23 protein-coding genes are annotated in these 24,829 nt (G+C 72.0%); 16 read left to right on the top strand and 7 right to left on the bottom strand.

The genetic code is table 11. The annotated features are described in order from the left end of the window. Positions 1–47 precede the first annotated feature (47 nt). Positions 48–1,139, top strand: coding sequence for a mannose-1-phosphate guanylyltransferase (locus ACWD5O_RS00620; RefSeq protein ID WP_354962749.1), 1,092 nt, complete (start codon positions 48–50; stop codon positions 1,137–1,139). Here ACWD5O_RS00620 and ACWD5O_RS00615 read toward each other — a convergent pair. Then, a complete protein-coding gene (locus tag ACWD5O_RS00615; RefSeq protein WP_354962750.1) occupies positions 1,108–1,725 on the bottom strand; it encodes an NUDIX hydrolase in 618 nt (205 codons plus the stop codon). The two genes, ACWD5O_RS00620 and ACWD5O_RS00615, sit on opposite strands and share 32 nt — an antisense overlap. Before the next feature lie 353 nt (positions 1,726–2,078). Here ACWD5O_RS00615 and ACWD5O_RS00610 point away from each other — a divergent pair, with 353 nt between their 5' ends. Then, positions 2,079–3,065 carry a winged helix-turn-helix domain-containing protein gene (locus ACWD5O_RS00610; RefSeq protein ID WP_387323335.1) on the top strand — a complete coding sequence of 329 codons (987 nt, stop codon included), beginning with the start codon at positions 2,079–2,081 and terminating at the stop codon, positions 3,063–3,065. Between the two features lie 16 nt (positions 3,066–3,081). Here the strand turns inward: ACWD5O_RS00610 and ACWD5O_RS00605 are convergent, their stop codons facing one another. Then, on the bottom strand, positions 3,082–4,170 hold the full coding sequence (locus ACWD5O_RS00605) for a coenzyme F420-0:L-glutamate ligase (protein WP_450084236.1): 1,089 nt from the start codon (positions 4,168–4,170) through the stop codon (positions 3,082–3,084). Then, positions 4,167–5,168, bottom strand: a complete 1,002-nt coding sequence (cofD, locus tag ACWD5O_RS00600; protein ID WP_449935993.1) for a 2-phospho-L-lactate transferase — start codon at positions 5,166–5,168, stop codon at positions 4,167–4,169. The genes ACWD5O_RS00605 and cofD overlap by 4 nt, the downstream gene beginning before the upstream one ends. Positions 5,169–5,266: 98 nt before the next feature. On the opposite strand from cofD, the gene ACWD5O_RS00595 reads away from it, so the two are divergent. The 6 genes from ACWD5O_RS00595 (at position 5,267) to ACWD5O_RS00570 (ending at position 11,864) form a co-directional block, all read left to right on the top strand. Then, complete coding sequence (locus tag ACWD5O_RS00595) at positions 5,267–6,202, top strand: hypothetical protein (protein WP_354962754.1); 936 nt, start codon at positions 5,267–5,269, stop codon at positions 6,200–6,202. A 196-nt stretch (positions 6,203–6,398) separates the two neighbouring features. After that, positions 6,399–8,909, top strand: a complete 2,511-nt coding sequence (locus tag ACWD5O_RS00590; RefSeq protein WP_450084235.1) for a bifunctional FO biosynthesis protein CofGH — start codon at positions 6,399–6,401, stop codon at positions 8,907–8,909. Positions 8,910–9,067: 158 nt separating this feature from the next. Continuing rightward, positions 9,068–9,346, top strand: a complete 279-nt coding sequence (locus ACWD5O_RS00585) for a hypothetical protein (RefSeq protein ID WP_074316956.1) — start codon at positions 9,068–9,070, stop codon at positions 9,344–9,346. Positions 9,347–9,396: 50 nt separating this feature from the next. Further along, the gene (locus ACWD5O_RS00580; protein WP_450084234.1) at positions 9,397–10,791 is read left to right on the top strand and encodes a DUF4331 domain-containing protein; all 1,395 of its coding nucleotides are present in this window, start codon (positions 9,397–9,399) and stop codon (positions 10,789–10,791) included. A gap of 16 nt (positions 10,792–10,807) precedes the next feature. Further along, positions 10,808–11,137, top strand: coding sequence for a phospholipase (locus ACWD5O_RS00575; protein ID WP_450084233.1), 330 nt, complete (start codon positions 10,808–10,810; stop codon positions 11,135–11,137). Positions 11,138–11,606: 469 nt separating this feature from the next. Next, positions 11,607–11,864: a WhiB family transcriptional regulator gene (locus ACWD5O_RS00570; protein WP_007455784.1), complete on the top strand. Its 258-nt coding sequence runs from the start codon at positions 11,607–11,609 to the stop codon at positions 11,862–11,864. A gap of 54 nt (positions 11,865–11,918) precedes the next feature. On the opposite strand, the gene ACWD5O_RS00565 is transcribed toward ACWD5O_RS00570, so the two are convergent. Further along, on the bottom strand, positions 11,919–12,368 hold the full coding sequence (locus ACWD5O_RS00565) for a metallopeptidase family protein (protein WP_074316962.1): 450 nt from the start codon (positions 12,366–12,368) through the stop codon (positions 11,919–11,921). Between the two features lie 153 nt (positions 12,369–12,521). Here ACWD5O_RS00565 and ACWD5O_RS00560 point away from each other — a divergent pair, with 153 nt between their 5' ends. Beyond that, positions 12,522–12,896, top strand: a complete 375-nt coding sequence (locus ACWD5O_RS00560; protein WP_354962758.1) for a DUF3499 domain-containing protein — start codon at positions 12,522–12,524, stop codon at positions 12,894–12,896. 29 nt (positions 12,897–12,925) lie between these two features. On the opposite strand, the gene ACWD5O_RS00555 is transcribed toward ACWD5O_RS00560, so the two are convergent. The 3 genes from ACWD5O_RS00555 to ACWD5O_RS00545 all read right to left on the bottom strand — a co-directional run bounded on the left by ACWD5O_RS00555 (position 12,926) and on the right by ACWD5O_RS00545 (position 16,887). Then, the gene (locus ACWD5O_RS00555; RefSeq protein ID WP_450084232.1) at positions 12,926–14,332 is read right to left on the bottom strand and encodes an NAD(P)/FAD-dependent oxidoreductase; all 1,407 of its coding nucleotides are present in this window, start codon (positions 14,330–14,332) and stop codon (positions 12,926–12,928) included. Next, positions 14,317–15,663: an aspartate aminotransferase family protein gene (locus tag ACWD5O_RS00550; RefSeq protein WP_450084231.1), complete on the bottom strand. Its 1,347-nt coding sequence runs from the start codon at positions 15,661–15,663 to the stop codon at positions 14,317–14,319. The genes ACWD5O_RS00555 and ACWD5O_RS00550 overlap by 16 nt, the downstream gene beginning before the upstream one ends. A gap of 711 nt (positions 15,664–16,374) precedes the next feature. Continuing rightward, the gene (locus tag ACWD5O_RS00545; protein ID WP_089017637.1) at positions 16,375–16,887 is read right to left on the bottom strand and encodes an Lrp/AsnC family transcriptional regulator; all 513 of its coding nucleotides are present in this window, start codon (positions 16,885–16,887) and stop codon (positions 16,375–16,377) included. 206 nt (positions 16,888–17,093) lie between these two features. Here ACWD5O_RS00545 and ACWD5O_RS00540 point away from each other — a divergent pair, with 206 nt between their 5' ends. From ACWD5O_RS00540 to speB, 7 genes are read left to right on the top strand one after another with little or no spacing between them, the layout of a single operon-like run. Continuing rightward, positions 17,094–18,278 carry an extracellular solute-binding protein gene (locus ACWD5O_RS00540; RefSeq protein WP_450084230.1) on the top strand — a complete coding sequence of 395 codons (1,185 nt, stop codon included), beginning with the start codon at positions 17,094–17,096 and terminating at the stop codon, positions 18,276–18,278. A 5-nt stretch (positions 18,279–18,283) separates the two neighbouring features. Next, positions 18,284–19,435, top strand: a complete 1,152-nt coding sequence (locus ACWD5O_RS00535; protein WP_450084351.1) for an ABC transporter ATP-binding protein — start codon at positions 18,284–18,286, stop codon at positions 19,433–19,435. Then, positions 19,432–20,346, top strand: coding sequence for an ABC transporter permease (locus tag ACWD5O_RS00530; RefSeq protein ID WP_354962762.1), 915 nt, complete (start codon positions 19,432–19,434; stop codon positions 20,344–20,346). Before ACWD5O_RS00535 ends, ACWD5O_RS00530 begins: the two co-directional genes overlap by 4 nt. After that, positions 20,343–21,185 (top strand): ABC transporter permease, encoded by an 843-nt coding sequence (locus tag ACWD5O_RS00525; protein WP_450004322.1) that lies wholly within the window; start codon positions 20,343–20,345, stop codon positions 21,183–21,185. The genes ACWD5O_RS00530 and ACWD5O_RS00525 overlap by 4 nt, the downstream gene beginning before the upstream one ends. Further along, on the top strand, positions 21,182–22,603 hold the full coding sequence (locus tag ACWD5O_RS00520) for an NAD(P)/FAD-dependent oxidoreductase (RefSeq protein ID WP_450084229.1): 1,422 nt from the start codon (positions 21,182–21,184) through the stop codon (positions 22,601–22,603). The genes ACWD5O_RS00525 and ACWD5O_RS00520 overlap by 4 nt, the downstream gene beginning before the upstream one ends. Beyond that, the gene (locus ACWD5O_RS00515; protein ID WP_387323367.1) at positions 22,603–23,805 is read left to right on the top strand and encodes a saccharopine dehydrogenase family protein; all 1,203 of its coding nucleotides are present in this window, start codon (positions 22,603–22,605) and stop codon (positions 23,803–23,805) included. Before ACWD5O_RS00520 ends, ACWD5O_RS00515 begins: the two co-directional genes overlap by 1 nt. Continuing rightward, positions 23,802–24,815 carry an agmatinase gene (gene speB / locus ACWD5O_RS00510; protein WP_387323370.1) on the top strand — a complete coding sequence of 338 codons (1,014 nt, stop codon included), beginning with the start codon at positions 23,802–23,804 and terminating at the stop codon, positions 24,813–24,815. Before ACWD5O_RS00515 ends, speB begins: the two co-directional genes overlap by 4 nt. Positions 24,816–24,829 lie beyond the last annotated feature (14 nt).

Genomic DNA, 24,829 nt, shown 5'->3' with positions numbered 1-24,829 from the left:
ATGGCGAGCCGCCCACCCTGCCGGGGTCCGTCGGGCATGATGTGCGGATGCTCTATGCGGTCATCCCGGCGGGTGGCAGCGGCACGAGGTTGTGGCCGTTGTCCCGAGCTGGTCATCCCAAGTTCCTCCATCCGCTGACCGGCTCCAACGCGTCGCTTCTCCAGGCGACCGTGGCGCGGCTGGCGCCGCTGACCACACCGGACCGCATCCTCGTGGTCACCGGAGCCGCGCACGTCGCGGCGGTGGCCCGGCAGCTGACCGGGTTGCCCGAGGAGAACATCCTGGTCGAGCCCTCACCCCGGGACTCCTGCGCGGCGATCGCGCTGGCCGCCGCGGTGATCGCGCTGCGCGATCCGGACGCGGTGATGGGCAGCTTCGCTGCCGACCACTTGATCGGCGACCCGGAGAGCTGGGTGCGAACGGTCCGGGAGGCGGTCCGCGGAGCGGAGCAGGGCATGCTGATGACGGTCGGGATCACCCCGACCCGGCCGGAGACCGGCTACGGCTACCTGGAGACCGGCGATCCGGTTGAGGACGCCCCGTGGCGTCCGGTGGCCGAGTTCAAGGAGAAGCCGGCCGCCGAGGTCGCCGAGGCGTACGTCCGTTCGGGCCGGCACCTGTGGAACGCGAGCATGTTCGTCTGGCGGGTGGACGTGTTCCTCGCCGAACTGCTCCGCCAGCAGCCGGCCCTGCACGCCGGGGTCACCGCGATCGCCGCCGCCTGGGGCACCCCGGAGCAGGACGATGTGCTCGGTACGGTCTGGCCGACCCTGCCGAAGATCTCCGTCGACTACGCGGTGATGGAGGGCGCGGCTACCGCGGGCCGGGTGGCGACCGTGCCGGGCGACTTCGGCTGGAACGACGTCGGCGACTTCCACACCCTCGGCGAGGTGCTGCCGGCCGACGCGTCGGGCAACGTGGTGCTCGGCGCCGACGCCAAGCCGGGAGTGCTGCTGCGGGACAGCGCCAACCTGGTGGTGGTGCCGCAGTCCGGCCGGTTGGTGGCTGCCCTCGGGGTGCGTGACCTGATCGTGGTGGACACCCCGGACGCGGTGCTGGTTTGCCCGCGGGATCGGGCCCAGGACGTCAAGGCCCTGGTCGACGAGCTCAAGGAGCGAGGCGAAGAGGGCTACGTCTGAGAGCCGCGAGGGCCGGCGCGACCAGTTGCACGGTCCCGCCGGCCAGTGGCTCGGGGAGGCGGTCCGGCGGGAACCACCCCAGCGCCTCGGCCTCGTCGCTGACCTGCTCGACGGCGCCGGGCGGGGCGAGCACGGCGAACCGGACGTCGTGGTGCAGGGAGCCGCCCTGGCAACCCACCGGGTGGATGTCCACGTCGATCGGCACCGGGTCGATGCGTAGGCCGGCGATCCCGGACTCCTCGGTGGCCTCGCGTAGCGCGGCGCCGGCCAGGGTCCGGTCGGTCGGCTCGCAGTGTCCGCCGAGCTGCACCCAGCGCCCGAACTTGCCGTGCAGGCAGAGCAGCACCCGCGAGCCGGTGGCGTCCAGCACCAGCACGCTGGCGGTGATGTGCCCGGGGCGGTGCGGCCGACTCATCGTGACGGGCCCGCCGTCGAGCAGTTCGCGGGTTCGGTCCCGAGCGGCGGCAGCGGCCGGGCTGGTGGGCCGCCAGCCGTCGAGCAGCGCGATGGCGTCGGAGTGCAGCGCCGCGTACGTCTCGGAGTCGGTCGGGTGGGCGGAGGATCCGGTGAGCGCGGTGTCGGGCACGCCGCCACTCTACGAGCGGCACGCTCCGTACGCTGGCGCGGTGAGCCTGCGAGTCCTCGAAATCGTGGCGTCGCTGCGCGTGCACGGCGGGGTGACCGGACGGCACCTCTGCGGAGCAAGGGCCGCAGACCCTCGTGGTGCCGCCCGATCACCGGTCCTCCCCCGGTCCCGGTGCCAGGCACCGCGCGCGTACGTGACGCGTGGGTGCCGTGCTCGGGCACTGGAAGCATGCCGAACCGGCCCGGGAAGCGTCGAGGTTTTTCAGTCCAGACTTAAAGATGGAGATAAGTGCCGGCCAGGTAGAGTCGAACAGCCACCCGGCATCCCCCTGCCCGGCGGCTCAGGAGCGCTGCATGCTGAAGATCCACTTTTCTGGCGAGGACATCCTCCGGACCCGGGTGGCGCCGGCGGCGGACCCGGTCTGGGAGTTGGTCCTCAGCCTGCACCTGTTGCAGGGCCGCGGCCGTGACCCGCTGACGGAGAACTGGCGGCGCACGGTGTCCCGAGGGCTGCGCCAGGACGCCGCCTCCGACCAGCTCCGGCTGCTCTTCGTCCTGAGCCCGCCGCGCGGCTACTTCCCCGACTTCCTCACCCCGTACGCCAGCGTCGACGGCTTCGAGGCCGGGCTGGAAGCGGTCCGCAGCACCCCGACGGAGCGGCTGCACCGCGACCTGAGCGTGCTGGCCACCGAGAACCCGCTGCCATCCTCGGCCGGCGCGCTGGCCCGGGGCGAGGTGGGGGCGTTGCGTCACCTCGCCGAGTCGATGGAGCAGTACCGGTCGTTGGCGATCAACCCGTACTGGAGCCGGATCCAGTCCGCGGTGGCGGCGGACCGGTCCCGCCGGGCCCGGGCCCTGCTCGACGGTGGCATGGAGGGGCTGCTCACCAGCCTCCGGCCGGCAATGCGCTGGGAGAACCGGGTGCTCGAGGTCCGCGACTACCCGCACAGCCGGGAGCTGCACCTGGACGGTCGGGGTCTGCTGCTCGTGCCGTCGTTCTTCTGCGCCGCCACCCCGGTCGCCCTGCTCGACCCGGCGCTGCCGCCGGTTCTGGTCTACCCGGTGGACCGGCTGGGTGGACTGGTGGCGGCCGACGGGGCCGGTCCGGCCGGCCGCGACTCGCTCGCCGCGCTGCTCGGCCGGACCAGGGCGGCGGTGTTGCAGGCCAGCGACGACGGCTGCACCACGGGAGAGGTGGCCCGCAAGCTCAACATCTCACCGGCGGCGGCCAGTCAGCACGCGACCGTGTTGCGCAACGCCGGCCTGCTGGTCAGCCAGCGGGACCGCAACACCGTGCTGCACACGTTGACCCCGCTCGGCCGGGCCATGCTGGACGCCTGACCCGGCCGGTTGCCCGTCAGAGGGCGAGTGTGGCGCTGGCCGGGCTGCCGGCCGGCGGGGGCAGCAGGGTCGACCCGACACCCTCCGCCGCCAGGGCGACCTGCAGACGGTGCAGGTCGGCGCCGAAGCGGACCAGGTCCATCGGGTCCACCGGAGCCGGTGGCGAGCCGAGCACCAGGGCGGTTGCGCCGTCCGGCCAGCCGGGCACCTTGGCGACCAGGCCGGCACGTACGTCCGCCTCGTCGACCAGGGTGAAGACCGTGCCGGGGGCGACCACCCCGGCGACCGCGTCGATCGCACGCCGCGCGGCGGCCGGGTCGGCCGGCGTGGGACCGGGAGCGTCGGTCAGAGTGGCGGCGTCGGCCAGCCCCGCCGCCCGCGCCTCGGCGGTCCCGAGCGAGAAGAGGTCCTGCGCCGCATCGCGGACCAGCGCCTGCGCCCCGGCGGAGTCGTCCGGGCCGGTGGCGGAGAGGTAGCCGCGCACCACCGCCACCGGGACCTGGTCGCACTTGCCCTTGATCAGCTCGCCGGCGCCCGCCAGCTCGTCCACCACGGCCATCTGGGTCAGCTGCAGCTCGTTGCCGTACGGGTCAACCTCGCCACGGTGGTCCCGGATGGCCGGCATCCCGGCCACCCCGAGCGCCACGTCGGTCAGCCCGTTGCGCCAGGGCCGGCCCATGGTGTCGCTGATGATCACTGCGACGTCCAGGTCGTAGAGCGCCCGCAACGCGGCGCGCAGCGCCCGGGCCGAGGCGTCCGGATCCACCGGCAGCAGCACCAGCCGGGTCTTGTCCACGTTCGACGCGTCGATGCCGGCGGACGCCATCACGAAGCCGTGGTGGGTCTGCACGATCCGGGTCGGCCCCCGGCTGGCCACCACCCGCGCCGTCTCGGAAGCCAGCACCTCGTCGCGCGCGGCGAGCCGCTCGGGTCCGTCCGCCGGGACGTCGACCAACCGCCCCTCCGCCTTGGAGACAATCTTGCTGGTGACGACCAGCACGTCGCCGTCGCGCAGCCAGGGCGCGGCGCCGGCGATCAGCGCCGCCAGGTCGTCGCCCTCGGTCACGTGGCCGATGCCCAGCACCGGCAGGATCTCCAGCCTCACGTCAACTCCACCGCGGCGCGGACCATCGCCGCCGTCGCCGCCTCGTCGGTCATCAGCAACGGCACCGCGCGGACCGTCACCTCCGGTACCAGCGTGCCCGCGTCCTCCTCGGCCACCAGCCAGCCGTCCAGCAGCCCGCCGGCCGCCCGGCCGCCGTAGAGCCGGCCCACCCCGGCCGCGCTGCACTCGACACCGAGCACGGAGAGGCAGCGGTCGGCCATCCCGCGGACCGGCGCTCCGCCGATGATCGGAGAGACGCCCACCACCGGGGCCGGGCCCGCCGCCACCGCCTCCCGAAGCCCCGGCACGGCCAGCACCGGCGCCACGCTCACCACCGGGTTGCTCGGCGCGATCAGCACCAGGTCGGCCGCGCCGATCGCCTCCAGGACCCCGGGCGCCGGCTTGGCCGTCTCGGCGCCCACGAAGACGAAACGATGGGTGGGGATGTCCGCCCGGTACCGCACCCACCACTCCTGAAAGTGGATCGCCCGCTGGCCCTGGTCATCCTCAACCGTGCCGGCGCTGTTCGCGACTGCGGGGCTCGCAAGCTCACTCCTCGCGCTCACGATGGCATGCGTCTCCAGCCGGTCGTCGGTCGCCGGGAGCAGGCGTACGCCCGGCTCCCAGCGGGTCGCCAGCGCCTCGGTGACCGCGTGCAACGGGTAGCCGGCGTTGAGCATGGTGCTGCGCACCAGGTGGGTGGCGATGTCCTTGTCGCCGAGGCCGAACCAGGTCGGCTCCGCCCCGTACGCGGCCAGCTCCTCCTTGACCGTCCAGCTCTCCCCGACCCGGCCCCAGCCCCGCTCGGGATCGGCGCCGCCGCCGAGGGTGTACATGACGCTGTCCAGGTCGGGACAGATCTTCAACCCGTGCAGCCACAGGTCGTCGCCGACGTTGACGACGGCGGTCACCTCGGCGCCGACCTCTCGGGCGTACGCCCGGACGCCGAGCAGGAACCGGGCGCCGCCGATGCCGCCAGCCAGAACCACGATGCGCATGTCGACCATCCTCGCGCACGTGACGCCTCCGGTCCGCCGGTGGTCCGGGAGACTAGGCTCACGTGCGCCCTGTCCGTCCATGCCCCGAGGGGGAGTTCGTGACCAGCCCCGCCGAGCCCGCGTCCACCGACGCGACCCAGGCCCGCCAGCTGACCAAGCCACTACGCGAACTGGGTGCGCTCGCGCTGCTCGGCGCCAACGCGGTGTTCCTCTTCGTGGGCCTGCTCCGGCTGCTCAGCCCGAACGACTACAGCTCGTTCACCGACCGTGCGGGCAGCACCTTCTTCACGTTCATCGGGTTGGAAGCGGTGGGCCTGCCACTGCTGGCCGTGCTGCTGGCCACCCACGTCTCGCCGGTGCTGCCGAAGGCGAAGCTGATCACCCAGATGGCCCTCGGCGAGTACGCGGTCAGCGCGCTGCTCGGCGGGCTGACCATGCTGATCTGGACGGTGGGCCGGCTGGCCGAGGCCGAGGTGCTCGACGCGCTGCTCGGCGTGCTCACCCGGTTCGCCTGGCTGATGATCTTCGCGGCCGCCGCCTGGGTGGTCTACGCGGTCTGGCGGAAGCTGTACTACGTGCCGCGGCCGAAGCCCCAGCCGGGCGTCTACGGCCAGCCCCAGCCGGGCTGGCCGCAGCAGCAGGGCGGCTGGCCCGCCCCGGGGCAGCCCGGAGCCCAGCCGGGCGGCGGTTGGCCCGCCCCGGGCCAGCCGGGCGGGTACCCGCAGGGGCAGCACCCGGGCCAGTACGGCCAGCCCTCGCCGCCGTTCGGGTCGGCACCGCAGTCGGCACCGCCGTTCGGGTCCGCGCCGCAGTCGCCGCCGCCGGTCAACCCGGCCCCGCAGTCCGCCCCGCCGTTCGCGCCAGCCCCGCAGTCCGCGCCGCCGTTCGGCCAGCCGCCGTCGGCGGACCCGACCCAGGCGATTCCGCGCCAATCCGCCGACCCCACCCAGGCGATCCCCCGCCCCGGCGACACGGACGCCGACCGCACCCAGCACATCAACCCAGGAGACAACCCCCAACAACCACCCCGCTGACCCCCCCTCACGGCCCCCGGCCGCGCACCCCCGTTGATCATGAAGTTGTTGTCCGTCGGCACGGCGTGTCGTGGCAATAACTCCATGATCAACGAGGGTGGTCCGGGGGGGGTGGTCCGGGGGTGGTCCGGGGGAGCGGGCGCGGGTGTCAGTGGGGACCGGTGGGGTGGGTGGGGGCAGCGCATAGGCTGAGCGGATGGTTGATCGCACCCACTCCGGCCCGAGCGAGGCGAGCGTGCGGCGTGCCCTGGGTCGGGCCGCGACCGGGCGGGCGCTGGACGTCGACGAGGCGACGGCGCTGCTGTCCGCCCGCGGGGACGCGCTCGACGAGCTGCTTCGGGTGGCCGGTGGCATCCGCGACGCCGGGCTGCGTGAGGCTGGGCGGCCGGGCGTGGTCACGTACTCCAAGAAGGTCTTCATCCCGCTGACCCGGCTCTGCCGGGACCGCTGCCACTACTGCACGTTCGCCACGGTGCCGCACCGGCTGCCGGCGCCGTTCCTGGATCGCGACGAGGTGCTGGCCATCGCCCGGGCGGGTGCCGCGCAGGGCTGCAAGGAGGCCCTGTTCACCCTCGGCGACCGGCCGGAGGAGCGCTGGCCGGCGGCGCGGAGCTGGCTGGATGAGCGTGGCTACGACTCCACTCTGGACTATCTGCGCGCTTGCGCGGTGGCGGTGCTGGAGGAGACCGGGCTGTTGCCCCACCTCAACCCCGGGGTGCTGTCCTGGTCGGAGCTGCAACGGCTCAAGCCGGTCGCGCCGAGCATGGGCATGATGCTGGAGACCACGGCGACCCGGCTCTGGTCGGAGCCGGGCGGCCCGCACTTCGGCTCGCCCGACAAGGAACCGGCGATCCGGCTGCGGGTGCTCGACGACGCGGGCCGGGTCGGGGTTCCGTTCACCACCGGCATCCTGATCGGCATCGGGGAAACCCCGGCCGAGCGGGTGGACGCGCTCTTCGCGATCCGTCGCGCGCACCGGGAGTACGGGCACCTCCAGGAGGTGATCGTGCAGAACTTCCGCGCCAAGCCGGACACCGCGATGCGCGGGATGCCCGACGCGGAGCTGCACGACCTGGCCACGACGGTGGCGGTGGCCCGGCTGCTGCTCGGGCCGAAGGCCCGCATCCAGGCTCCGCCGAACCTCATCGCCGGCGAGTACGACCTGCTGCTGCGGGCCGGCATCGACGACTGGGGCGGTGTCTCCCCGCTCACCCCGGATCACGTCAACCCGGAACGCCCCTGGCCGCAGATCGAGGAGTTGGCCCGGCACACCGAGCTGGCCGGGTTCACCCTGCGCGAGCGGCTGACCATCTACCCCGAGTATGTGCGCGCCGGTGACCCGTGGCTCGACCCGCGGCTGCTGCCGCACGTGGGCGCGCTGGCCGATTCGGGCTCTGGGCTGGCGGTCGAGTCGGCCCGCCCGCAGGGTCGCCCCTGGCAGGAGCCGGAGGAGGTGTTCGGCGGCCGGACCGACCTGCACACGACCATCGACACCGCCGGTCGTACGGAGGACCGGCGTGGCGACTTCGACAGCGTCTACGGCGACTGGGCGGAGGTGGCCACGAAGGTGACCGCCGGGCCGACCGCCCTGGCCGGTGACCACGACCTGCGGGCCGGGCTGCGGCTCGCCGCCGACGACCCGGCCGCGCTGCTGGAGCCGGGGCACGCCGATGCGGCGCTGGCGCTGTTCGGGGCGGACGGGCCGGCGCTCGACGAGTTGTGCCGGCTCGCCGACGACGTGCGTCGCAGCGCGGTCGGCGACGACGTCACCTACGTGGTCAATCGCAACATCAACTTCAGCAACGTCTGCTACGTCGGCTGCCGGTTCTGTGCCTTCGCCCAGCGCGAGCGGGACGCCGACGCGTACCGTCTCTCCGTCGATCAGGTCGCCGACCGGGCCGAGCAGGCGTGGGCGGCCGGCGCCAGCGAGGTCTGCCTTCAGGGCGGCATCGACCCGAAGATGCCCGTCACCGGGTACGCCGACATCGTGCGTGCGATCAAGGCGCGGGTGCCGGGGATGCACGTGCACGCGTTCTCCCCGATGGAGATCGTCACCGCCGCAGCGAAGGCGGGCGTGCCGGTGCGCGAGTGGTTGACCCAGTTGCGCGAGGCCGGGCTGGACACCATCCCGGGCACGGCCGCGGAGATCCTCGACGACGACGTGCGCTGGGTGTTGACCAAGGGCAAACTCCCGGCCGCCGCCTGGGTCGAGGTGGTCAGCACCGCCCACGAGCTGGGCATCCGGTCCAGCTCCACCATGATGTACGGCCACGTCGACCATCCCGGGCAGTGGCTGGCGCACTTCCGGGTGCTGGCGGGCGTGCAGGACCGCACCGGCGGGTTCACCGAGTTCGTCGCGCTGCCGTTCGTGCACACCAACGCCCCGATCTACCTGGCCGGCATCGCCCGGCCCGGGCCGACCTGGCGCGAGAACCGGGTGGTGCACGCGATGTCCCGGCTGCTGTTGCACGGGCGGATCGACAACATTCAGTGCTCCTGGGTGAAGCTGGGCGACGAGGGCACGGTGGCGATGCTCCAGGGCGGCTGCAACGACCTGGGCGGCACGCTGATGGAGGAGACGATCTCCCGGATGGCCGGCTCGGACAACGGGTCGGCGCGTACCGAGGAGCAGTTGCGGGCGATCGCCACGGCCGCCGGTCGGCCGGCCCGCAAGCGCACGACCGCGTACGGTCACGTCCGGCCCTGAGTTCGAACCTTTTCCCGCCGCCGGCCGTACCAAGCGGTGCCGGTGGCGGTCGCGGCGAGGATCGCCGCCGGCGTCCCAGGGCCCGGCGGCGTCGGTAGGCGGCACGGGACCCGTCCGTCGCCGCGGGCGCGTTCGCGCCACCGCCGGAAAGGTTGCCCATGACCAGTGATCAGCGGAAGCGGCCCTGGCCGCGACTGACCCGCCGGCAGACGTTGACCGCCGCGGCCAGCGCCACCCTCGGCGCCGCCGCGCTCACCGTGCCGGGCCTGTCGGCCGCGCAGAACGCTCCGGGCGCGGCCGGGCGGGCCGACGACCCGATCGTCGTGCACCTGCGGGACGCCGCCTCCGGAACGATGGACGTCTTCGTCGGTGACTCCCGGATCGAGGTACGCGACCGCGGCCTGGCGGATCGGCTGCGGCGCGCCGCCCGGCGCTGACCCGACGTTCCGCTCGCCATCCTGTCCCCGCCCAGTGAGGTTGGTCCGCCATGTCTTCCCACCGCGAGGCCCCGGAGATAGCCAAGGATCCGGTCGCCGACAGCTCCGACCTGTACGCGTTCGTCAGCCCCGACAAGCCCGACTCGGTCACGCTGATCGCCAACTACGTGCCGTTGCAGCTCCCCTCCGGGGGCCCGAACTTCTTCGAGTTCGGCGACGACGTGCGGTACGAGATCCATATTGACAACGACGGCGACGGCAGTCCGGATGTCACCTACCGGTTCGAATTCACGACCGAGATCACCAATCCGAACAGCTTTCTCTACAACACCGGCCCGATCGATTCGCTGGACAGCGAGAACTGGAACCGGCGGCAGTTCTACAGCCTGACCCGGATCGCCGACGGCCGGGAGCATCGGCTCGCGCACAAGCTGCCCTGCCCGCCGTGCAACGTCGGCCCGCTGTCCACCCCGAAGTACGCGGAGCTGGTGCGGCAGGCCACCTACTCGCTCTCCACCGGGGAGCGGGTCTTCGCCGGGCAGCGCGCGGACGGCTTCTTCGTCGACCTGGGTGCGATCTTCGACCTCGGCACGCTGCGGCCGTTCCAGCAGCTGCACGTGGCCGGCAAGAAGGTCTTCAAGGCCGAGGGGGAGCCGGTCAACGCCACCGACCGGATGAACGTGCACAGCATCGCCGTGCAGGTGCCGCTGAGCCGAGTGCGCCGTCGCGCCAACCGGTACGGCGCCGGTGACCGCGCGTCGGTGATCGGCGTGTGGACGTCGGCGTCGCGCCGGCAGGTCCGGGTGCTGGGCGACCGGGCGGCCGCAGACACCGCCGCCGGTCCGTTCACGCAGGTCTCCCGGCTGGGCAACCCGTTGTTCAACGAGGTCATCGTGCCGATGTCCAAGAAGGACCTGTGGAACTCCCTTCCGCCGTCGGAGGACAAGCGGTTCCTGCGGTTCGTCGAGCAGCCGGAGTTGGCCGCGCTGTTGCCGGCGCTCTACCCGGACGTCTTTCCCAACCTGGACAAGCTCAGCAAGGCGAAGAAGCCCCGGGCGGATCTGGTGGCGATCCTGCTCACCGGCGTGCCGGCCGGGCTGATCGACGGCTTCACCAACGCCACCGGCGACGTGCAGGCCGACATGCTGCGGCTGAACACCGGGATCCCGCCCACCCGGCGCCCGGACCGCTTCGGCGTGCTCGGCGGTGACCTGGCGGGCTTCCCGAACGGCCGGCGGGTCGCCGACGACGTGGTCAGCATCGCGCTGCGGGCGATCGCCGGGCTGACCGTCCCGCTGGTGGACAAGACATTCCGCCCGGACGCGGCGACCGCCGCTCTCACCCCCGGGCTGAGCGCCGCCGACGTGACCGCACCGTTCCTCGGAAACTTCCCCTACCTGGGTACGCCGTACGGCGGGTTCAACAACCCGCCGGCGTCGTCCTGACCGCGGGGAGCGGCGGATGCACGAGCACGCGTACGGGCCGTCGGAGACCGGGAGCGTCGTTCTCGATCTGGGCGGCGAGACCGGCGCCCTGATCATTCACACCGGCCGGGATCTGCACGGCCGGGAAATCGAGATCAGTCGGGCCGAGGACCGGCGGACCCACTCGGCGGTGCGGGAGCGCCGGGTGCGGGACGGCTCGTTCCACAGTGCGGTCTACCCCGATCTTCCCGCCGGCATCTATACCGTCTGGTGGGACGAGAGTGCGCCCGTGGGGACGGTTACCGTCCATGGTGGAGCGATTGCCGAGTTTGTGTGGCCGAGCAGCGTGTTCGGGGTTGCCGGCTGACCAAATCGGCTCCCTCTTTCCGTCGCGCCCCGTCCACAATGTGGACGGGGCGCGTGCGGTGTCTGTCGCTCGACGGGCGGTCTGGGCCGCGCCGCGTTAACCTGTCTCCCACCAAGATCAGCTTTGTTGGGAGGGGGCGTCCGGTGCTCCAGGCGTCGTCGCGGGGGCGGCCAGCCGAGGGAGCGCCACGGCAGAAAAGTCGGGCAACTCGCCGGAGAGGGCGTTACTCGGCCGGGGTCTGAATCGATAGGGCAGGTTGCGAGGCTGGACGGCCCGAGTGGCCGGCCGGGGGTGTCGGGAGGGCGACTCCATTATCAAGTTTGGCTTGACGGCGCACGCATTACACGCGTGTAATTTGAATGGGGTTGTTCGCACGGAACGCAACAAAATGGGACCGGACGGACAAGCACGCCTTTCGCGTGGGGGGTTGCAGCGGCGATGACGCCGGTGCGCGACAAGGAGGCATTTGATGGACGGCCAGCTTGAGGTGGCCGACCTGCTCGGAAACGCGCCGGAGTGGCAGGAGCGGGCGCTGTGCTCGCAGACCGACCCCGAGGCGTTCTTTCCCGAGAAGGGCGGCTCGACCCGCGAGGCGAAGCGAATCTGCTCGCGCTGCGAGGTCAAGACCGAATGCCTCGAATACGCTCTCGGTCACGACGAGCGGTTCGGCATCTGGGGTGGGCTCTCAGAGCGGGAACGGCGCAAGTTGAAGCGGCGGGCCGCCTGAGCGGTGCGGAGTCGGGGCGGTGGGGGCCGCCCGGCTCGCCCGCGCGGGGACGGCTCAGGCCAGCTCGTCGGGGTCGACCCCGAGCAGGTTCGCCACCTGTTCGATGATCACGTCATGCACCAGGTCGGCGAGGTCCTCGCGGTCCATCGCCCGGAACTCCAGAGGTCGCCGGTACAGCACGATCCGTGGCGGGACCTCCTGTCGGCCCGGACGGCCCGGCAGGAGCCGGGCCAGCGGGACCTCGCCGTCCTCCAGCACATCGGAGTCGTAGACGTTCAGATCCGGCGGGACGTCCTCGACCGCGAACTCGACACCGGCCAACTCCTTGGCGAACCGGCGCTCCAGCGTCTCGACGGTGTCCAGGACCAGGTCGTCGAAGACCTCCGCCTTGGTCCGCGCCAGCGGCACGGTCGCCGGTACCAACCGCCCACGCAGCCCGCGCCCGTGCCGGTCACGGTGGGCGCGTCGGCCGGAACCGGGGCGGCGGTGTTCCGGGCTCGTCATGAGGGAAAGGGTAGCCCCCGCGTCGGGCTGGCCAGCGGCAGCGCCGCTCCCGTGGCGCGGCGTGAGCCGGGCGGGTGGATTGTGATCACCACGACGGGCGTGTCGCAACGCGAAGCGATGCGCCGGACCCGGTAATGGAGATACCCTGCCGCCGTGAGGTCACCACGGCGCTGCTCCCGTAACGGCTGCCCCCGGCAAGCGGTCGCCACATTGACCTATGTCTACAACGAGTCGACAGCGGTGGTGGGTCCGCTGGCGGCCTTCGCCGAGCCGCACACGTACGACCTGTGTGAGCCGCACGCCCGCAGCCTGACCGCGCCGCGGGGCTGGGACGTGGTCCGGCACGAGGGCGAGTTCGAGCCGCCGCCGCCCACCACGGACGACCTGGTCGCGCTCGCCGAGGCGGTCCGCGAGGCCGCCCGCCCGGCCCCGAGGCCCCCCGAGGACCCGCGCGACCGGTCCCACCCCGACCAGTCCCACTCCACCGGCCGCCGAGGCCACCTCCGCGTAATCCCCCCCAACCACTAACCCCCACCCCTGCCCGGGGCGGGGTGGGGTTAGTTGCCTAGGAGGCGGGAGAGGGCTTTTGCCTGGCGGGAGGGGCGGTTGGTGCGGAGTTCCGTTGCGTCCGCCTTGGTCATCACGCGTAGGGCGGTGTTGACGGCCAGCCAGCGGATGGGCTCGGGCTCCCAGCGGGGGGAGCGACGGTTGACCCAGGGCAGGGCGGTCCGCTCGGTGCGTTCGCCGCGGATCAGGTCCGCCAGGGTGCGGCCGGCGAGGTTGCTGGAGCCCACCCCGTCCCCGACGTAGCCGCCCGCCCAGGCCAGCCCGCTGGCCCGGTCGAAGCCGACCGAGGCCGCCCAGTCCCGGGCCACCCCGAGCGGGCCACCCCACGTGTGCGTCACCGGCACGTCCGGGCCGAGCACCGGGAAGAGCTCCCCGAGCGTCCGCCGCAGCGCCGCGAAGACCCGTGGCTCCCGGTCGTAGCCGGGGGAGACCCGCGACCCGAAATGGTACGGAGCGCCACGCCCGCCGAAGGCCAGCCGGCCGTCCGCGGTCCGCTGGCCGTAGATGATCACGTGCCGGTGGTCGGAGAACGTCTCGCGCTGGGCGAGCCCGATCCGCGCCCAGGTCTCCGCCGGCAGCGGCTCGGTGGCCACCATCAGCGAGTACACCGGTGCCACGGCCCGTCGCTGACCGGGCAGCGTGGGCGTGTACCCCTCGGTCGCCCGGACCACCACCGGGGCCCATACCGTCCCGGCCGCGGTGACCGCCGCACCGGCCCGGATCGCGGCGACCGGCGTCCGCTCGTGGATGGTGACCCCGAGCCGTTCCACCACCCGGGCCAGGCCACGGACCAGCTTCGCCGGGTGCACGGCGGCACAGTGCGGGGTGTACGTCCCACCGCGTACCCCCTCGGCGGCGCAGCGGGCGGCGGCCTCGCCGGCATCGAGCAGTGCCAGGTGCTCCGGGCCGAAGCCGAACGCGCGGGCCTCGTCCACGGCGGCCCGGGCCCGGGCGAGCTGGGGGCCGGTGCGGGCCAGGGTGACCGTCCCGCCGTCCGCCCAGTCGCAGTCGATGCCCTCCGCCGCGACCACCCGGCCGACCTCGCGCACCGTCTCGTGCAGGGCCCACTGCATGGCGATTGCCGCGTCCCGGTTGTGCCGGCGGGCCAGGCCGGTCAGCGAGGTGGGGAAGAGCGCCGAGCACCAGCCGCCGTTGCGGCCGGACGCGCCGTACCCGGCGATCTCCTTCTCCAGCACGATGATCCGCAGCGCCGGCTCGGCCCGAGCCAGGTGGTACGCCGTCCACAGCCCGGTGTAGCCGGCGCCCACGATCACCACGTCGGCGTCCGCGTCGCCGGGCAGCGCCGGTCGCGGGGTCAGTGGCTCGTCCAAGGTGGACAGCCAGTGCGACAGCTCCCGGTAGTGCCCGGCGGGGTCGCCGCTCAGAGTCGTGCCCATGCCTCGGTGAGCACCGTACGCAGGATCTGCTCGATCTCGTCGAAGTGCTGCTGCTCGGCGATCAGCGGCGGGGCGAGCTGCACGACGGGGTCGCCACGGTCGTCGGCGCGGCAGTAGAGCCCGGCCTGGAACAGGGCCGTGGAGAGGAAGCCACGCAGCAACCGCTCCGACTCGGCCTCGTCGAAGGTCTTCCGGGTCGTCTTGTCCTTGACCAGCTCTATCCCGTAGAAGTAGCCGTCCCCGCGGACGTCACCGACGATCGGCAGGTCGTTGAGCTTCTCCAGAGTGGACCGGAACGCGTCCTCGTTGGCCCGTACGTGCCCGATGAGGTCCTCGCGGGCGAAGACCTCCAGGTTGGCCAGGGCGACCGCGCAGGAGACCGGGTGGCCACCGAAGGTCACCCCGTGGGCGAACATGCCGGTCTCGGTGAGGAACGGCTCCATCAGCCGTTCGCTGGCGATCATCGCGCCGAGCGGGGCGTACCCGGAGGTGATGCCCTTCGCGGTGGTGATGATGTCCGGCTGGTAGCCGTAGCGCACGGCGCCGAAGTATTCGCCGAGCCGCCCCCACGAGCAGATCACCTCGTCGGAGACGAGCAGCACGTCGTACGCGTCGCAGATCTCCCGGACCCGCTCGAAGTAGCCGGGAGGGGGTGGGAAGCAGCCGCCGGAGTTCTGCACCGGCTCCAGGAAGACCGCGGCGACCGTGTCCGGCCCCTCCCGCTCGATCGCCCGGCCGATCTCGTCGGCGGCCCAGCGGCCGAACGCCTCGGGGTCGTCGCCGTGCTCCGGCGCCCGGTAGAAGTTGGTGTTCGGCACCTTGATGGCCCCGGGCACCAGCGGCTCGAAGTCGCTCTTGATGCCGGGCAACCCGGTGATCGACAGCGCGCCCATGGAGGTGCCGTGGTAGGCGATGTAGCGGCTGATCACCTTGTACTTGTTGGGCTGGCCGGTGCGCTTGAAGTAGGCCCGGGCCAGCTTCCACGCCGCCTCGACGGCCTCGGAGCCGCCGGTGGTGAAGAAGACCCGGTTCAGGTCACCGGGGGTGAGCGAGGCGATCCGCTCGGCCAGTTCGACGGCCTTGGGGTGGGCGTACGACCAGAGCGGGAAGTAGGCCAGCTCGCCGGCCTGCTTGGCGGCCGCCTCGGCCAGTTCGGTGCGGCCATGGCCGGCGTTGACGACGAAGAGCCCGGCGAGCCCGTCCAGGTAGCGGCGGCCCTGCGCGTCCCACACGTACGCGCCCTCGCCGCGCACGATGGTCGGCACCTCGCCGGCGGAGTAGCTCGCCATCCGGGTGAAGTGCATCCAGAGGTGGTCGGTGGCGTTGGCCATGTCAGCCCCATCGGTCGTCGGGCCGGTCAAAGGGGTGAGGCCGGCCGCTCTGCCCACGGTTATCGCACAGTAGGAGTCGGCGACGCAAGTGTGATCGGTTGTACTCGGGCCTGCCGGCGACGAATTCAGCGAGCATGAGCCTCGGTGGCGACGGAATCCGCACGGTGGTCCCGGCCCTGTTCGTCGCCGCCCGGACGGCCGGGTGACCCTGGTTCGCGGTCCTTTGCTCTGCTTCAACGGACGCAACACCGCACGTCCGGTATCCGGACACCGGGTGTTGCGCCGGGTGAAGCAGAGCAAAGGGCGCCACACAATGCCCCGGTCGGCCCGGCCCGGCCCGGTCGGCCCGGCCCGGCCCGGTCGGCCCCGCCGGTCCGCGCCGCCCTGCCGGCCCGCCGCCCTGCCGGCCCGCCGCCCGCCGCCCTGCCGGCCCGCCGCCCCGCCGCCCTGCCGGTCCGCCGGTCCGCCGGCCCGCCGGCCACGATCCACTCCATATCGCCGATGTCGGGGTGTCGGGGCGGGGTTGATGCCGCGATATCAAGGATGTCGAGTGGATCAAGCGAGTGGAGCAGCCGGGACGGGGGCGGGGCGTCTCTGGGGCAGTCCGCCAGGCGGCCCGCTGATCCACTCGGGATCACGGAAATCGCGGTGTCCGGGCCGCCCGGACACCCGGACTTCCTGGAAGCCGAGTGGATCACGAGGCCGTGAGCGTCAGGCGGTGCCCCAGGTGTACGTCTGCTTGCGCAACTTGAGGTAGACGAACGCCTCGGTGGACAGCACCCCGGGCACCGCGCGCAGTCGCTGCAGGATCTCCAGCAGGTGGTCGTCGTTGCGGCAGACCACCTCGGTGAGCAGGTCGAACGACCCGGCGGTGATGACCACGTAGTCGACCTCCTCCAACTCGGCCAGCCGGTCGGCCACCGCCTCCAGGTCGCCGTCGGTACGCAGGCCGATCATCGCCTGGCGGGGGAAGCCGAGCTGGAGCGGATCGGTCACCGCGACGATCTGCATCACGCCGGAGTCGAGCAGCCGCTGCACCCGCTGGCGAACCGCCGCCTCGGAGAGCCCGACCGCCTTGCCGATGGTGGCGTACGGTCGCCGGCCGTCCTCCTGGAGCTGTTCGATGATCCGCTTGGCCACGTCATCCAGCAGAGCGTGATTGGCACCTTCACGGACAGCGACGCGTCGACCGCCGTTGCCGTTCTCGTGCTGCCGGTTCGTCATCGTGCGCTCCCCATGTACCGAATCGTGATGTCGCGCGTGTGTCCTCGCGCAGTCTGGCGTATTTCGTCGTGCATCGCTAACCCCGCAACGGAATCCCTTGTAAGGAAGGTCACCTCATGTCAGGATCAGTCGTCCATGGCACCTGACCCTCCCGCCGGCGCGCCACCCCCGTCCCGCCCGCCGACGATGACCCTTTAGGAGTCGTCATGCGTACTCCCCTCCGGCCCCTCACCCGGCGTGGACTGCTCACCGGCACTCTCGGTTCGGCCGCGCTCCTCGCCACGGGCGGCAGCCTCGCCGGCTGCGGCACCAAGGGCGCGCAGCAGACCGAGGCCGGCTGCGTCAGCGAAGACCTTTCCGGCACCGAGAAGAAGCTTGCCTTCTCCAACTGGCCGCAGTACATGGACGTGGACGAGAAGGACGAGTCCAAGCGACCCAGCCTCGACGGGTTCATCACCAAGACCGGCATCCAGGTCACGTACACCGAGGACATCAACGACAACAATGAGTTCTTCGGCAAGGTGCAGAACCAGCTCGCGGCCTGCCAGAGCACGGATCGGGACCTCATCGTGCTGACCGACTGGATGGCCGCCCGGATGATCCGGCTCGGCTGGATCCAGAAGCTCGACCCGGCGAAGATTCCCAACGTCCAGGCCAACCTGCTCCCGTCGCTGCTCAACCGCTCCTTCGACACCGAGAACCGGATCTCCATCCCGTGGCAGTCGGGCCTCGCCGGTCTGGCGTACAACGGCGACGTCACCAAGGAGCTGCGCACCGTCGACGAGCTGCTCACCCGACCCGACCTCAAGGGCAAGGTGACCGCGCTCAGCGAGATGCGCGACACGATGGGCCTGCTGCTCGGATCCAACGGGCACGACCCGGCCAACTTCACCACCGCCCAGTTCGACGACGCGCTCAACAAGCTCAAGAAGGCCGTCGACTCCGGACAGATCCGCAAGTTCACCGGCAACGACTACGCACCCGACCTGGCCAAGGGTGACATCGCCGCGTGCATCGGCTGGTCCGGGGACGTCATCCAGCTCTCCAGCGAGAACGCCAAGGTGCAGTTCGTCGCGCCTGACTCCGGCGTGATGCTGTTCAGCGACAACATGATGGTCCCCAACAAGGCCACTCACAAGGGCAACGCCGAGGCGCTGATCAACTACTACTACGAGCCGGCCGTCGCCGCGACGCTCGCCGCGTACGTCAACTACATCTGCCCCGTCAAGGGCGCCCAGGCCGAGATGGAGAAGATCGACCCCGAGCTGGCCGCCAACCCGCTGATCTTCCCCGACGAGGCGCTGCTGTCGAAGTCCAAGGTGTTCATGGCCCTGGACGAGAAGCAGGAGAAGGAGTACGAGGGCAAGTACCAGCAGGTCATCGGGGCGTGACGGAGATGGCGCGCGAGACACCCGCCGGCGACCTGCGCCTGGCCAACCTCACCAAGCGGTTCGGGATTTTCACCGCGGTCGACGACCTCAGCCTGACCATCCCGCAGGGCTCGTTCTTCGCCCTACTCGGCGCGTCCGGCTGCGGCAAGACGACCACGCTGCGGATGATCGCCGGTCTGGAGGAGCCGACCAGCGGTCAGGTGCTGCTCGGCGACCGTGACATCGCCCGGCTGCGGCCGTACAAGCGACCGGTCAACACCGTGTTCCAGAGCTACGCGCTCTTCCCGCACCTGAACATCTTCGAGAACGTGGCCTTCGGGCTGCGTCGGCGCGGCATCCGCTCGGTCGACGACGAGGTCCTGCGGATGCTGTCGCTGGTGCAGCTCGACGACTATGGCAACCGCCGCCCGGCCCAGCTCTCCGGCGGCCAGCAGCAGCGGGTCGCGCTGGCCCGCGCGCTCATCAACCAGCCGCAGGTGCTGCTGCTCGACGAGCCGCTGGGCGCTCTCGACCTCAAGCTGCGCCGGCAGATGCAGATCGAGCTGAAGCGGATCCAGACCGAGGTGGGCATCACGTTCGTACACGTCACGCACGACCAGGAGGAGGCCATGACCATGGCCGACACCGTCGCGGTGATGAACGCCGGCCGGATCGAGCAGCTCGGCGCCCCGGCCGATATCTACGAGTTCCCGGCCACCGCGTTCGTGGCGAACTTCCTCGGCCAGTCCAACCTGCTCGCCGGCGAGGCCGCCGGCACCGCGGGCGGCGAGGTGGCGGTGACGGCGCACGGCGCGCGCTTCTCGGTGCCCGCCGGCCGGTCCCGGGCCGACCGTGGTCCGATCCACCTGGGGGTACGCCCGGAGAAGCTGCATCTGGTCGGCTCCGCCGACCAGGTGCCCGCGGGCCACCAGCACGTCACCGGGGTGGTCAGCGACGCCTCCTACGTGGGGGTCAGCACGCAGTACCTGCTGCGCACCGGCTGGGGCACCGAGCTGTCGGTGTTCACGGCCAACAGCGGGGCGGCGGCTCAGGTGCCGGTCGGCAGCGAGGCCGTGGCGTACTGGGATCCACGGCACGCGTTCCTGCTGCCCCGGGACGCCGCCGACAGCGACCGGACCTCCCCGGTGGTCGACGAGCCGGTGGGTGCGCCGTCGTGAGCGTCCTGGCCCAGGTGCCCACGGGATCGGGGCAGCCGCCGCCCACGCCGCCGGCCGCCCGGTCGGGGAGGCACCGCCTGCTGCCGTACCTGTTGCTGCTCCCCGGGGCGGCCTGGCTGCTGGTGTTCTTCGGCGTGCCGCTGGTGCAGCTCGCCGCGGCCAGCCTCTACGACCCCAGCGGCTCGCTCTCCACCGGGTACGCGTTGACCTGGGCGTTCGGCAACTACCCGGACGTGTTGCAGGCGTACTGGCCGCAGTTCCTGCGCTCGTTCGGCTACGCCGGCGTGGCCCTGGTGCTGGCGCTGGTGCTGGGTTACCCGCTTGCGTACGCCATCGCGCAGAAGGCCGGCCGGTGGAAGAACCTGCTGCTGGTCTGCGTGGTCGCGCCGATGTTCACCAGCTTCCTGGTCCGCACGCTGGCCTGGAAGACCATCCTGTCGGACAACGGCGCACTGGTCGGCCTGCTGCGCGACGTGCACCTGCTCGCCCCGGACGGTCGGTTGCTGGCCACCCCGTTCGCGGTGGTGCTCGGCCTGACGTACAACTTCCTGCCGTTCCTGGTGCTGCCGCTGTACGCGAGCCTGGAGCGGCTCGACCACCGACTGCTGGAGGCGGCCAGTGACCTGTACGCCAGCGGATTGCAGGCGTTCCGCCGGGTGACCCTGCCGCTGTCCATGCCGGGTCTGGTCGCCGGCACGCTGCTGTTCTTCATTCCGGCCAGCGGTGACTACATCAACGCCGAGCTGCTCGGCACCCCGAACGAGTACATGATCGGCAACGTCATCGACTCGGCGTTCCTGGTCCGGCTGGACTACCCGCAGGGCGCCGCGCTGTCGTTCCTGCTGATGGCGGCGATCCTCGCGGTGGTCTTCGGCTACCTGCGCAGGGCCGGCACGGAGGAGGTGCTGTGAGGCTGTCGCGTTGGCTGGCAGACCGCTGGGTGATGATCGTGGCGCTGCTGGTGCTCGGCTACCTGGCGTTGCCGATCCTGGTGGTGGCCGGGCTGTCGTTCAACCGCCCGTCGAGCCGGCTGTCGTACGACTTCAACGAGTTCACCCTGGACAACTGGCGCCAGCCGTGCGCCACGTCGGACATGTGCGACGCGGTGGTCCGCAGCGTGCAGATCGGCTTCATCGCCACCGTGGTCGCCACCGTGCTCGGCACCCTGATGGCGTTCGCGCTGGTCCGGCACCGCTTCCGTGGTCGTTCCGGCATCAACGTGCTGATCTTCCTGCCGATGGCCACCCCGGAGCTGGTGATGGGCACCTCGCTGCTGGCCCTCTTCGTCTCCGCCGGGGTGCCGCAGGGCTTCTGGACCATCGTCATCGCGCACGTGATGTTCTGCGTCTCGTTCGTGGTGGTCACCGTCAAGGCGCGTCTCGCGGGGATGGACCGGCGGCTGGAGGAGGCCGCCATGGACCTGTACGCCAGCGAGTGGCAGACCTTCCAGCGGATCACCCTGCCGCTGGTGCTGCCCGGCATCGTGGCCGCCGCGCTGCTGGCCTTCTCGCTCAGCTTCGACGACTTCATCATCACGAACTTCAACGCCGGCACCACCGTCACGTTCCCGATGTACGTCTGGGGCGCTGCCCAGCGGGGCATCCCGCCGCAGGTCAACGTCATCGGCACCGCGATGTTCGCGATCGCGCTGCTGCTGGTCGGGCTCAGCTCGCTGCGCGGTCGGCGATCCCGCCGTGCCAACCTGCTGGCCAGCACGGGGCAGGGCCGTCCGGCGCACCGGCCGTCATGACCGTCCCGCACACCGGCCGGGCGCTCGCCGACGCGGCCCCGGTGCCGTACTGGCTCGACCGTCCAGACCGCCCCGACCCGCTGCCGCCGCTCGCCGGCCCGCAGCACGCCGACCTGCTGGTGATCGGCGGCGGATACAGCGGGCTCTGGGCCGCCGTGCTGGCCAAGCAGGCCGAGCCGGACCGCGACGTGCTGCTCGTCGACGCGGGCACCTGCGGCTGGGCCGCGTCCGGGCGCAACGGCGGGTTCTGCGCCGCCTCGCTCACCCACGGCCTGGCCAACGGCGTCGACCGGTTTCCCGACGAGGTCGGCGAGTTGGACCGTCTCGGCCGGGAGAACCTGGACGCCATCGCCGCCACCATCGCCGAATTCGGCATCGACTGCGACTTCGAACGCACGGGCGAGCTGGCCGTCGCCGTCGAGCCGTACCAGCTGGCCGGGCTCGCCGCTGACGCGGAGCTGGCCCGCCGGTACGGCCATCAGGTGCGGCTGCTGGACCGCGACGAGGTTCGCGCCGAGGTGAACTCGCCGACGTACCTCGGCGGGATGGTCGACGCCGACCGGGTGGCCATGCTGGACCCGGCGAAGCTGGCGTGGGGGCTGCGCCGTGCCTGCCTCGACCTCGGCGTGCGGGTGCACGAGCACACGCGGGTGACCGGGCTGCGCGCCGACGGCGCGGCGCTGTACGCCCGGACGGCCGGCGGGCCGGACGCCGCGCCCGGGTCGGTACGGGCCCGGCGGGTGGTGCTGGCCACCAACGCCTTCCCGCCGCTGTTGCGCCGGCTGCGGGCGTACCTGGTGCCGGTGTACGACCACGTGCTGATGACCGAGCCGCTCACCCCGGCGCAGCGGGACGCGATCGGCTGGCGCAACCGGCAGGGACTGGCCGACACCGGCAACCAGTTCCACTACTACCGGATCACCTCCGACGGGCGGATCCTCTTCGGCGGGTACGACGCCGTCTACCACTACGGCAACCGGGTCGCGCCGGAGCTGGAGCAGCGTCCCGCCACCTTCACCACCCTCGCCCAGCACTTCTTCACCACCTTCCCGCAGCTCGCCGACGTGCGCTTCAGCCACCGCTGGGGCGGCGTCATCGACACCTGCACCCGGTTCTGCCCGTTCTTCGGCACCGCGTACGACGGTCGGCTGGCGTACGCGGCCGGCTACACCGGTCTCGGCGTGGGCGCCACCCGCTTCGGTGCCCGCGTGCTGCTCGACCTGCTGGCCGGCGGGAACACCCCGCTGACCGGGCTCGACCTGGTCCGCAGCAAGCCGCTGCCGTTCCCGCCGGAACCCGTCCGCTCCATCGGCATCAATCTCACCCGCTGGTCACTGGCCCGCGCCGACGCGCGCGAGGGCCGGCGCGACCTCTGGCTCCGTACTCTCGATCGTCTCGGTTTGGGGTTTGATTCCTGATGCGTGTCCTGCTCGTCGGCGCCGGTGGCGTCGGCTCCGCCGCCGTAGCCATCGCCGCCCGACGGTCCTTCTTCGAGACCATGGTGGTCGCCGACCACGACCCGGGCCGCGCCGAGCGTGCCGTCGCCGGGCACGGTGACCGGTTCGTCGCCGCCCAGGTGGACGCGTCCTCGGCCGACGGGGTCGCCGCGCTCTGCCGGGAGCACCGGATCACCCACGTGCTCAACGCCGTCGACCCGCGCTTCGTCATGCCGATCTTCGACGGTGCGTTCGCGGCTGGCGCGGACTACCTGGACATGGCGATGTCGCTGTCGCGGCCGCATCCGTCCCGCCCGTACGCCGAGACCGGGGTGCTGCTCGGCGACGCGCAGTTCGCGCTGGCCGACGACTGGTCCGCGGCCGGCCGGCTGGCGCTGTGCGGCATCGGTGTCGAACCCGGCCTGTCCGACGTCTTCGCCCGGTACGCCGCCGACGAGCTGTTCAGCGAGATCGACGAGATCGGCGTCCGGGACGGGGCGAACCTCACCGTGGACGGCTACGACTTCGCGCCGTCGTTCTCCATCTGGACCACCATCGAGGAGTGCCTCAACCCGCCGGTGGTCTGGGAGCGGGACCGGGGCTGGTACACCACCGAACCGTTCTCCGAGCCGGAGGTCTTTCACTTCCCGGAGGGAATCGGGCCGGTCGAGTGCGTCAACGTCGAGCACGAGGAGGTGCTGCTCATCCCGCGCTGGGTCAAGGCCCGCCGGGTCACCTTCAAGTACGGCCTCGGCGACGAGTTCATCGAGGTGCTCAGGACGCTGCACAAGCTCGGCCTCGACTCGACCGCGCCGGTCGGCGTGCGCGGCGTCCAGGTGTCGCCGCGGGACGTGGTGGCCGCCTGCCTGCCCGACCCGGCCACCCTCGGCGAGCGGATGCGCGGCAAGACGTGCGCCGGCACCTGGGTGCGGGGCCTCGGTCCAGACGGGCGGCCCCGGGAGGTCTACCTCTACCACGTGGTCGACAACGAGTGGTCCATGCTGGAGTACGGCCACCAGGCGGTGGTCTGGCAGACCGCGGTCAACCCGGTGGTGGCGTTGGAACTGCTCGCCACCGGCGCCTGGTCCGGCGTCGGGGTGCTCGGCCCGGAGGCGCTGCCCCCGGTGCCGTTCCTCGACCTGCTGAACGCCTACGGCTCGCCGTGGGGGATGGAGGAGCGATGAGCCGTTACGGGGCCATGTACGGGCCGGACATCACCTTCCTCGGCGTGGACCGGTGCACGCTCGACGACCCGGCGTCGTACGGCGACGCCGACGTCGTGATCGTCGGGGCGCCCTTCGACGGCGGCACCTCGCACCGGCCCGGCACCCGGTTCGGACCGTCGGCGATCCGGCAGGCGTGCTACCTCGCCCACGACGGCTCCCGCCCGTCCCTCGCGCTGCGCGTCGACGCGTTGCGCGACCTGCGCGTGTACGACGCCGGCGACGTGGAGATGTTCTCCGGCGACATCGAGCGCTCGCTGGCCGCCCTGGAGGCCGCGGTCCACGCCGTGTCGTCCGCCGGCGCCATCCCGGTCGTGCTCGGCGGGGACCACTCCATCGCGCTGCCCGACGCCACCGGTGTGGCCCGGCAGCACGGGCACGGCCGGGTGTCGCTCGTGCACTTCGACGCGCACGCCGACACCGGTGAGATCGAGTTCGGCTCGCTGCACGGGCACGGCCAGCCGATGCGCCGGCTCATCGAGTCCGGCGCGGTACGCGGTGACCGGTTCCTCCAGATCGGGCTGCGCGGCTACTGGCCCGGGCCGGACGTCCTGTCCTGGATGGCGGAGCAGCGGATGCGGTCGTACGAGATGACCGAGCTGGTCGCGCGCGGGCTCGACGCGTGCCTCACCGAGGCGTTCGCGATCGCGGTCGACGAGTGCGAGGGGGTGTTCCTCTCCGTCGACGTGGACGTCGTGGACCCCGGCATGGCGCCGGGCACCGGCACCCCGGAGCCGGGCGGCCTGACCTCCCGGCAACTGCTCGACGCGGTTCGCCGGGTCTGCTACGAGCTGCCCGTCGTCGGGGTGGACGTGGTCGAGGTCGCCCCGCCGTACGACCACGCCGACATCACCGCGTACCTGGGCAATCGCGTGGTCCTGGAGGCACTGTCGGCGATCGCCCGCCGCCGCCGCGACGCGGCCGGAGGTCCACCCTGGAACCCGCGACAGCCCCTCCTGGACGCCCGCTGATAAGGGGCGATTCG

This window comes from Micromonospora sp. NPDC005161 (assembly GCF_053599855.1).
The sequence above is the reverse complement of the archived record's forward strand: the minus strand, read 5'-3'. Positions and strand labels throughout refer to the sequence as shown.

Bases quoted from the DNA above. Each gene is read 5' to 3' on its own strand.
- ACWD5O_RS00620 (WP_354962749.1), top strand. From the start codon at position 48: ATGCTCTATGCGGTCATCCCGGCGGGTGGCAGCGGCACGAGGTTGTGG.
- ACWD5O_RS00610 (WP_387323335.1), top strand. From the start codon at position 2,079: ATGCTGAAGATCCACTTTTCTGGCGAGGACATCCTCCGGACCCGGGTG.
- cofD (WP_449935993.1), bottom strand. From the start codon at position 5,168: ATGCGCATCGTGGTTCTGGCTGGCGGCATCGGCGGCGCCCGGTTCCTG.
- ACWD5O_RS00590 (WP_450084235.1), top strand. From the start codon at position 6,399: ATGGTTGATCGCACCCACTCCGGCCCGAGCGAGGCGAGCGTGCGGCGT.
- ACWD5O_RS00585 (WP_074316956.1), top strand. From the start codon at position 9,068: ATGACCAGTGATCAGCGGAAGCGGCCCTGGCCGCGACTGACCCGCCGG.
- ACWD5O_RS00580 (WP_450084234.1), top strand. From the start codon at position 9,397: ATGTCTTCCCACCGCGAGGCCCCGGAGATAGCCAAGGATCCGGTCGCC.
- ACWD5O_RS00575 (WP_450084233.1), top strand. From the start codon at position 10,808: ATGCACGAGCACGCGTACGGGCCGTCGGAGACCGGGAGCGTCGTTCTC.
- ACWD5O_RS00570 (WP_007455784.1), top strand. From the start codon at position 11,607: ATGGACGGCCAGCTTGAGGTGGCCGACCTGCTCGGAAACGCGCCGGAG.
- ACWD5O_RS00565 (WP_074316962.1), bottom strand. From the start codon at position 12,368: ATGACGAGCCCGGAACACCGCCGCCCCGGTTCCGGCCGACGCGCCCAC.
- ACWD5O_RS00555 (WP_450084232.1), bottom strand. From the start codon at position 14,332: ATGGGCACGACTCTGAGCGGCGACCCCGCCGGGCACTACCGGGAGCTG.
- ACWD5O_RS00550 (WP_450084231.1), bottom strand. From the start codon at position 15,663: ATGGCCAACGCCACCGACCACCTCTGGATGCACTTCACCCGGATGGCG.
- ACWD5O_RS00545 (WP_089017637.1), bottom strand. From the start codon at position 16,887: ATGACGAACCGGCAGCACGAGAACGGCAACGGCGGTCGACGCGTCGCT.
- ACWD5O_RS00540 (WP_450084230.1), top strand. From the start codon at position 17,094: ATGCGTACTCCCCTCCGGCCCCTCACCCGGCGTGGACTGCTCACCGGC.
- ACWD5O_RS00535 (WP_450084351.1), top strand. From the start codon at position 18,284: ATGGCGCGCGAGACACCCGCCGGCGACCTGCGCCTGGCCAACCTCACC.
- ACWD5O_RS00520 (WP_450084229.1), top strand. From the start codon at position 21,182: ATGACCGTCCCGCACACCGGCCGGGCGCTCGCCGACGCGGCCCCGGTG.
- ACWD5O_RS00515 (WP_387323367.1), top strand. From the start codon at position 22,603: ATGCGTGTCCTGCTCGTCGGCGCCGGTGGCGTCGGCTCCGCCGCCGTA.
- speB (WP_387323370.1), top strand. From the start codon at position 23,802: ATGAGCCGTTACGGGGCCATGTACGGGCCGGACATCACCTTCCTCGGC.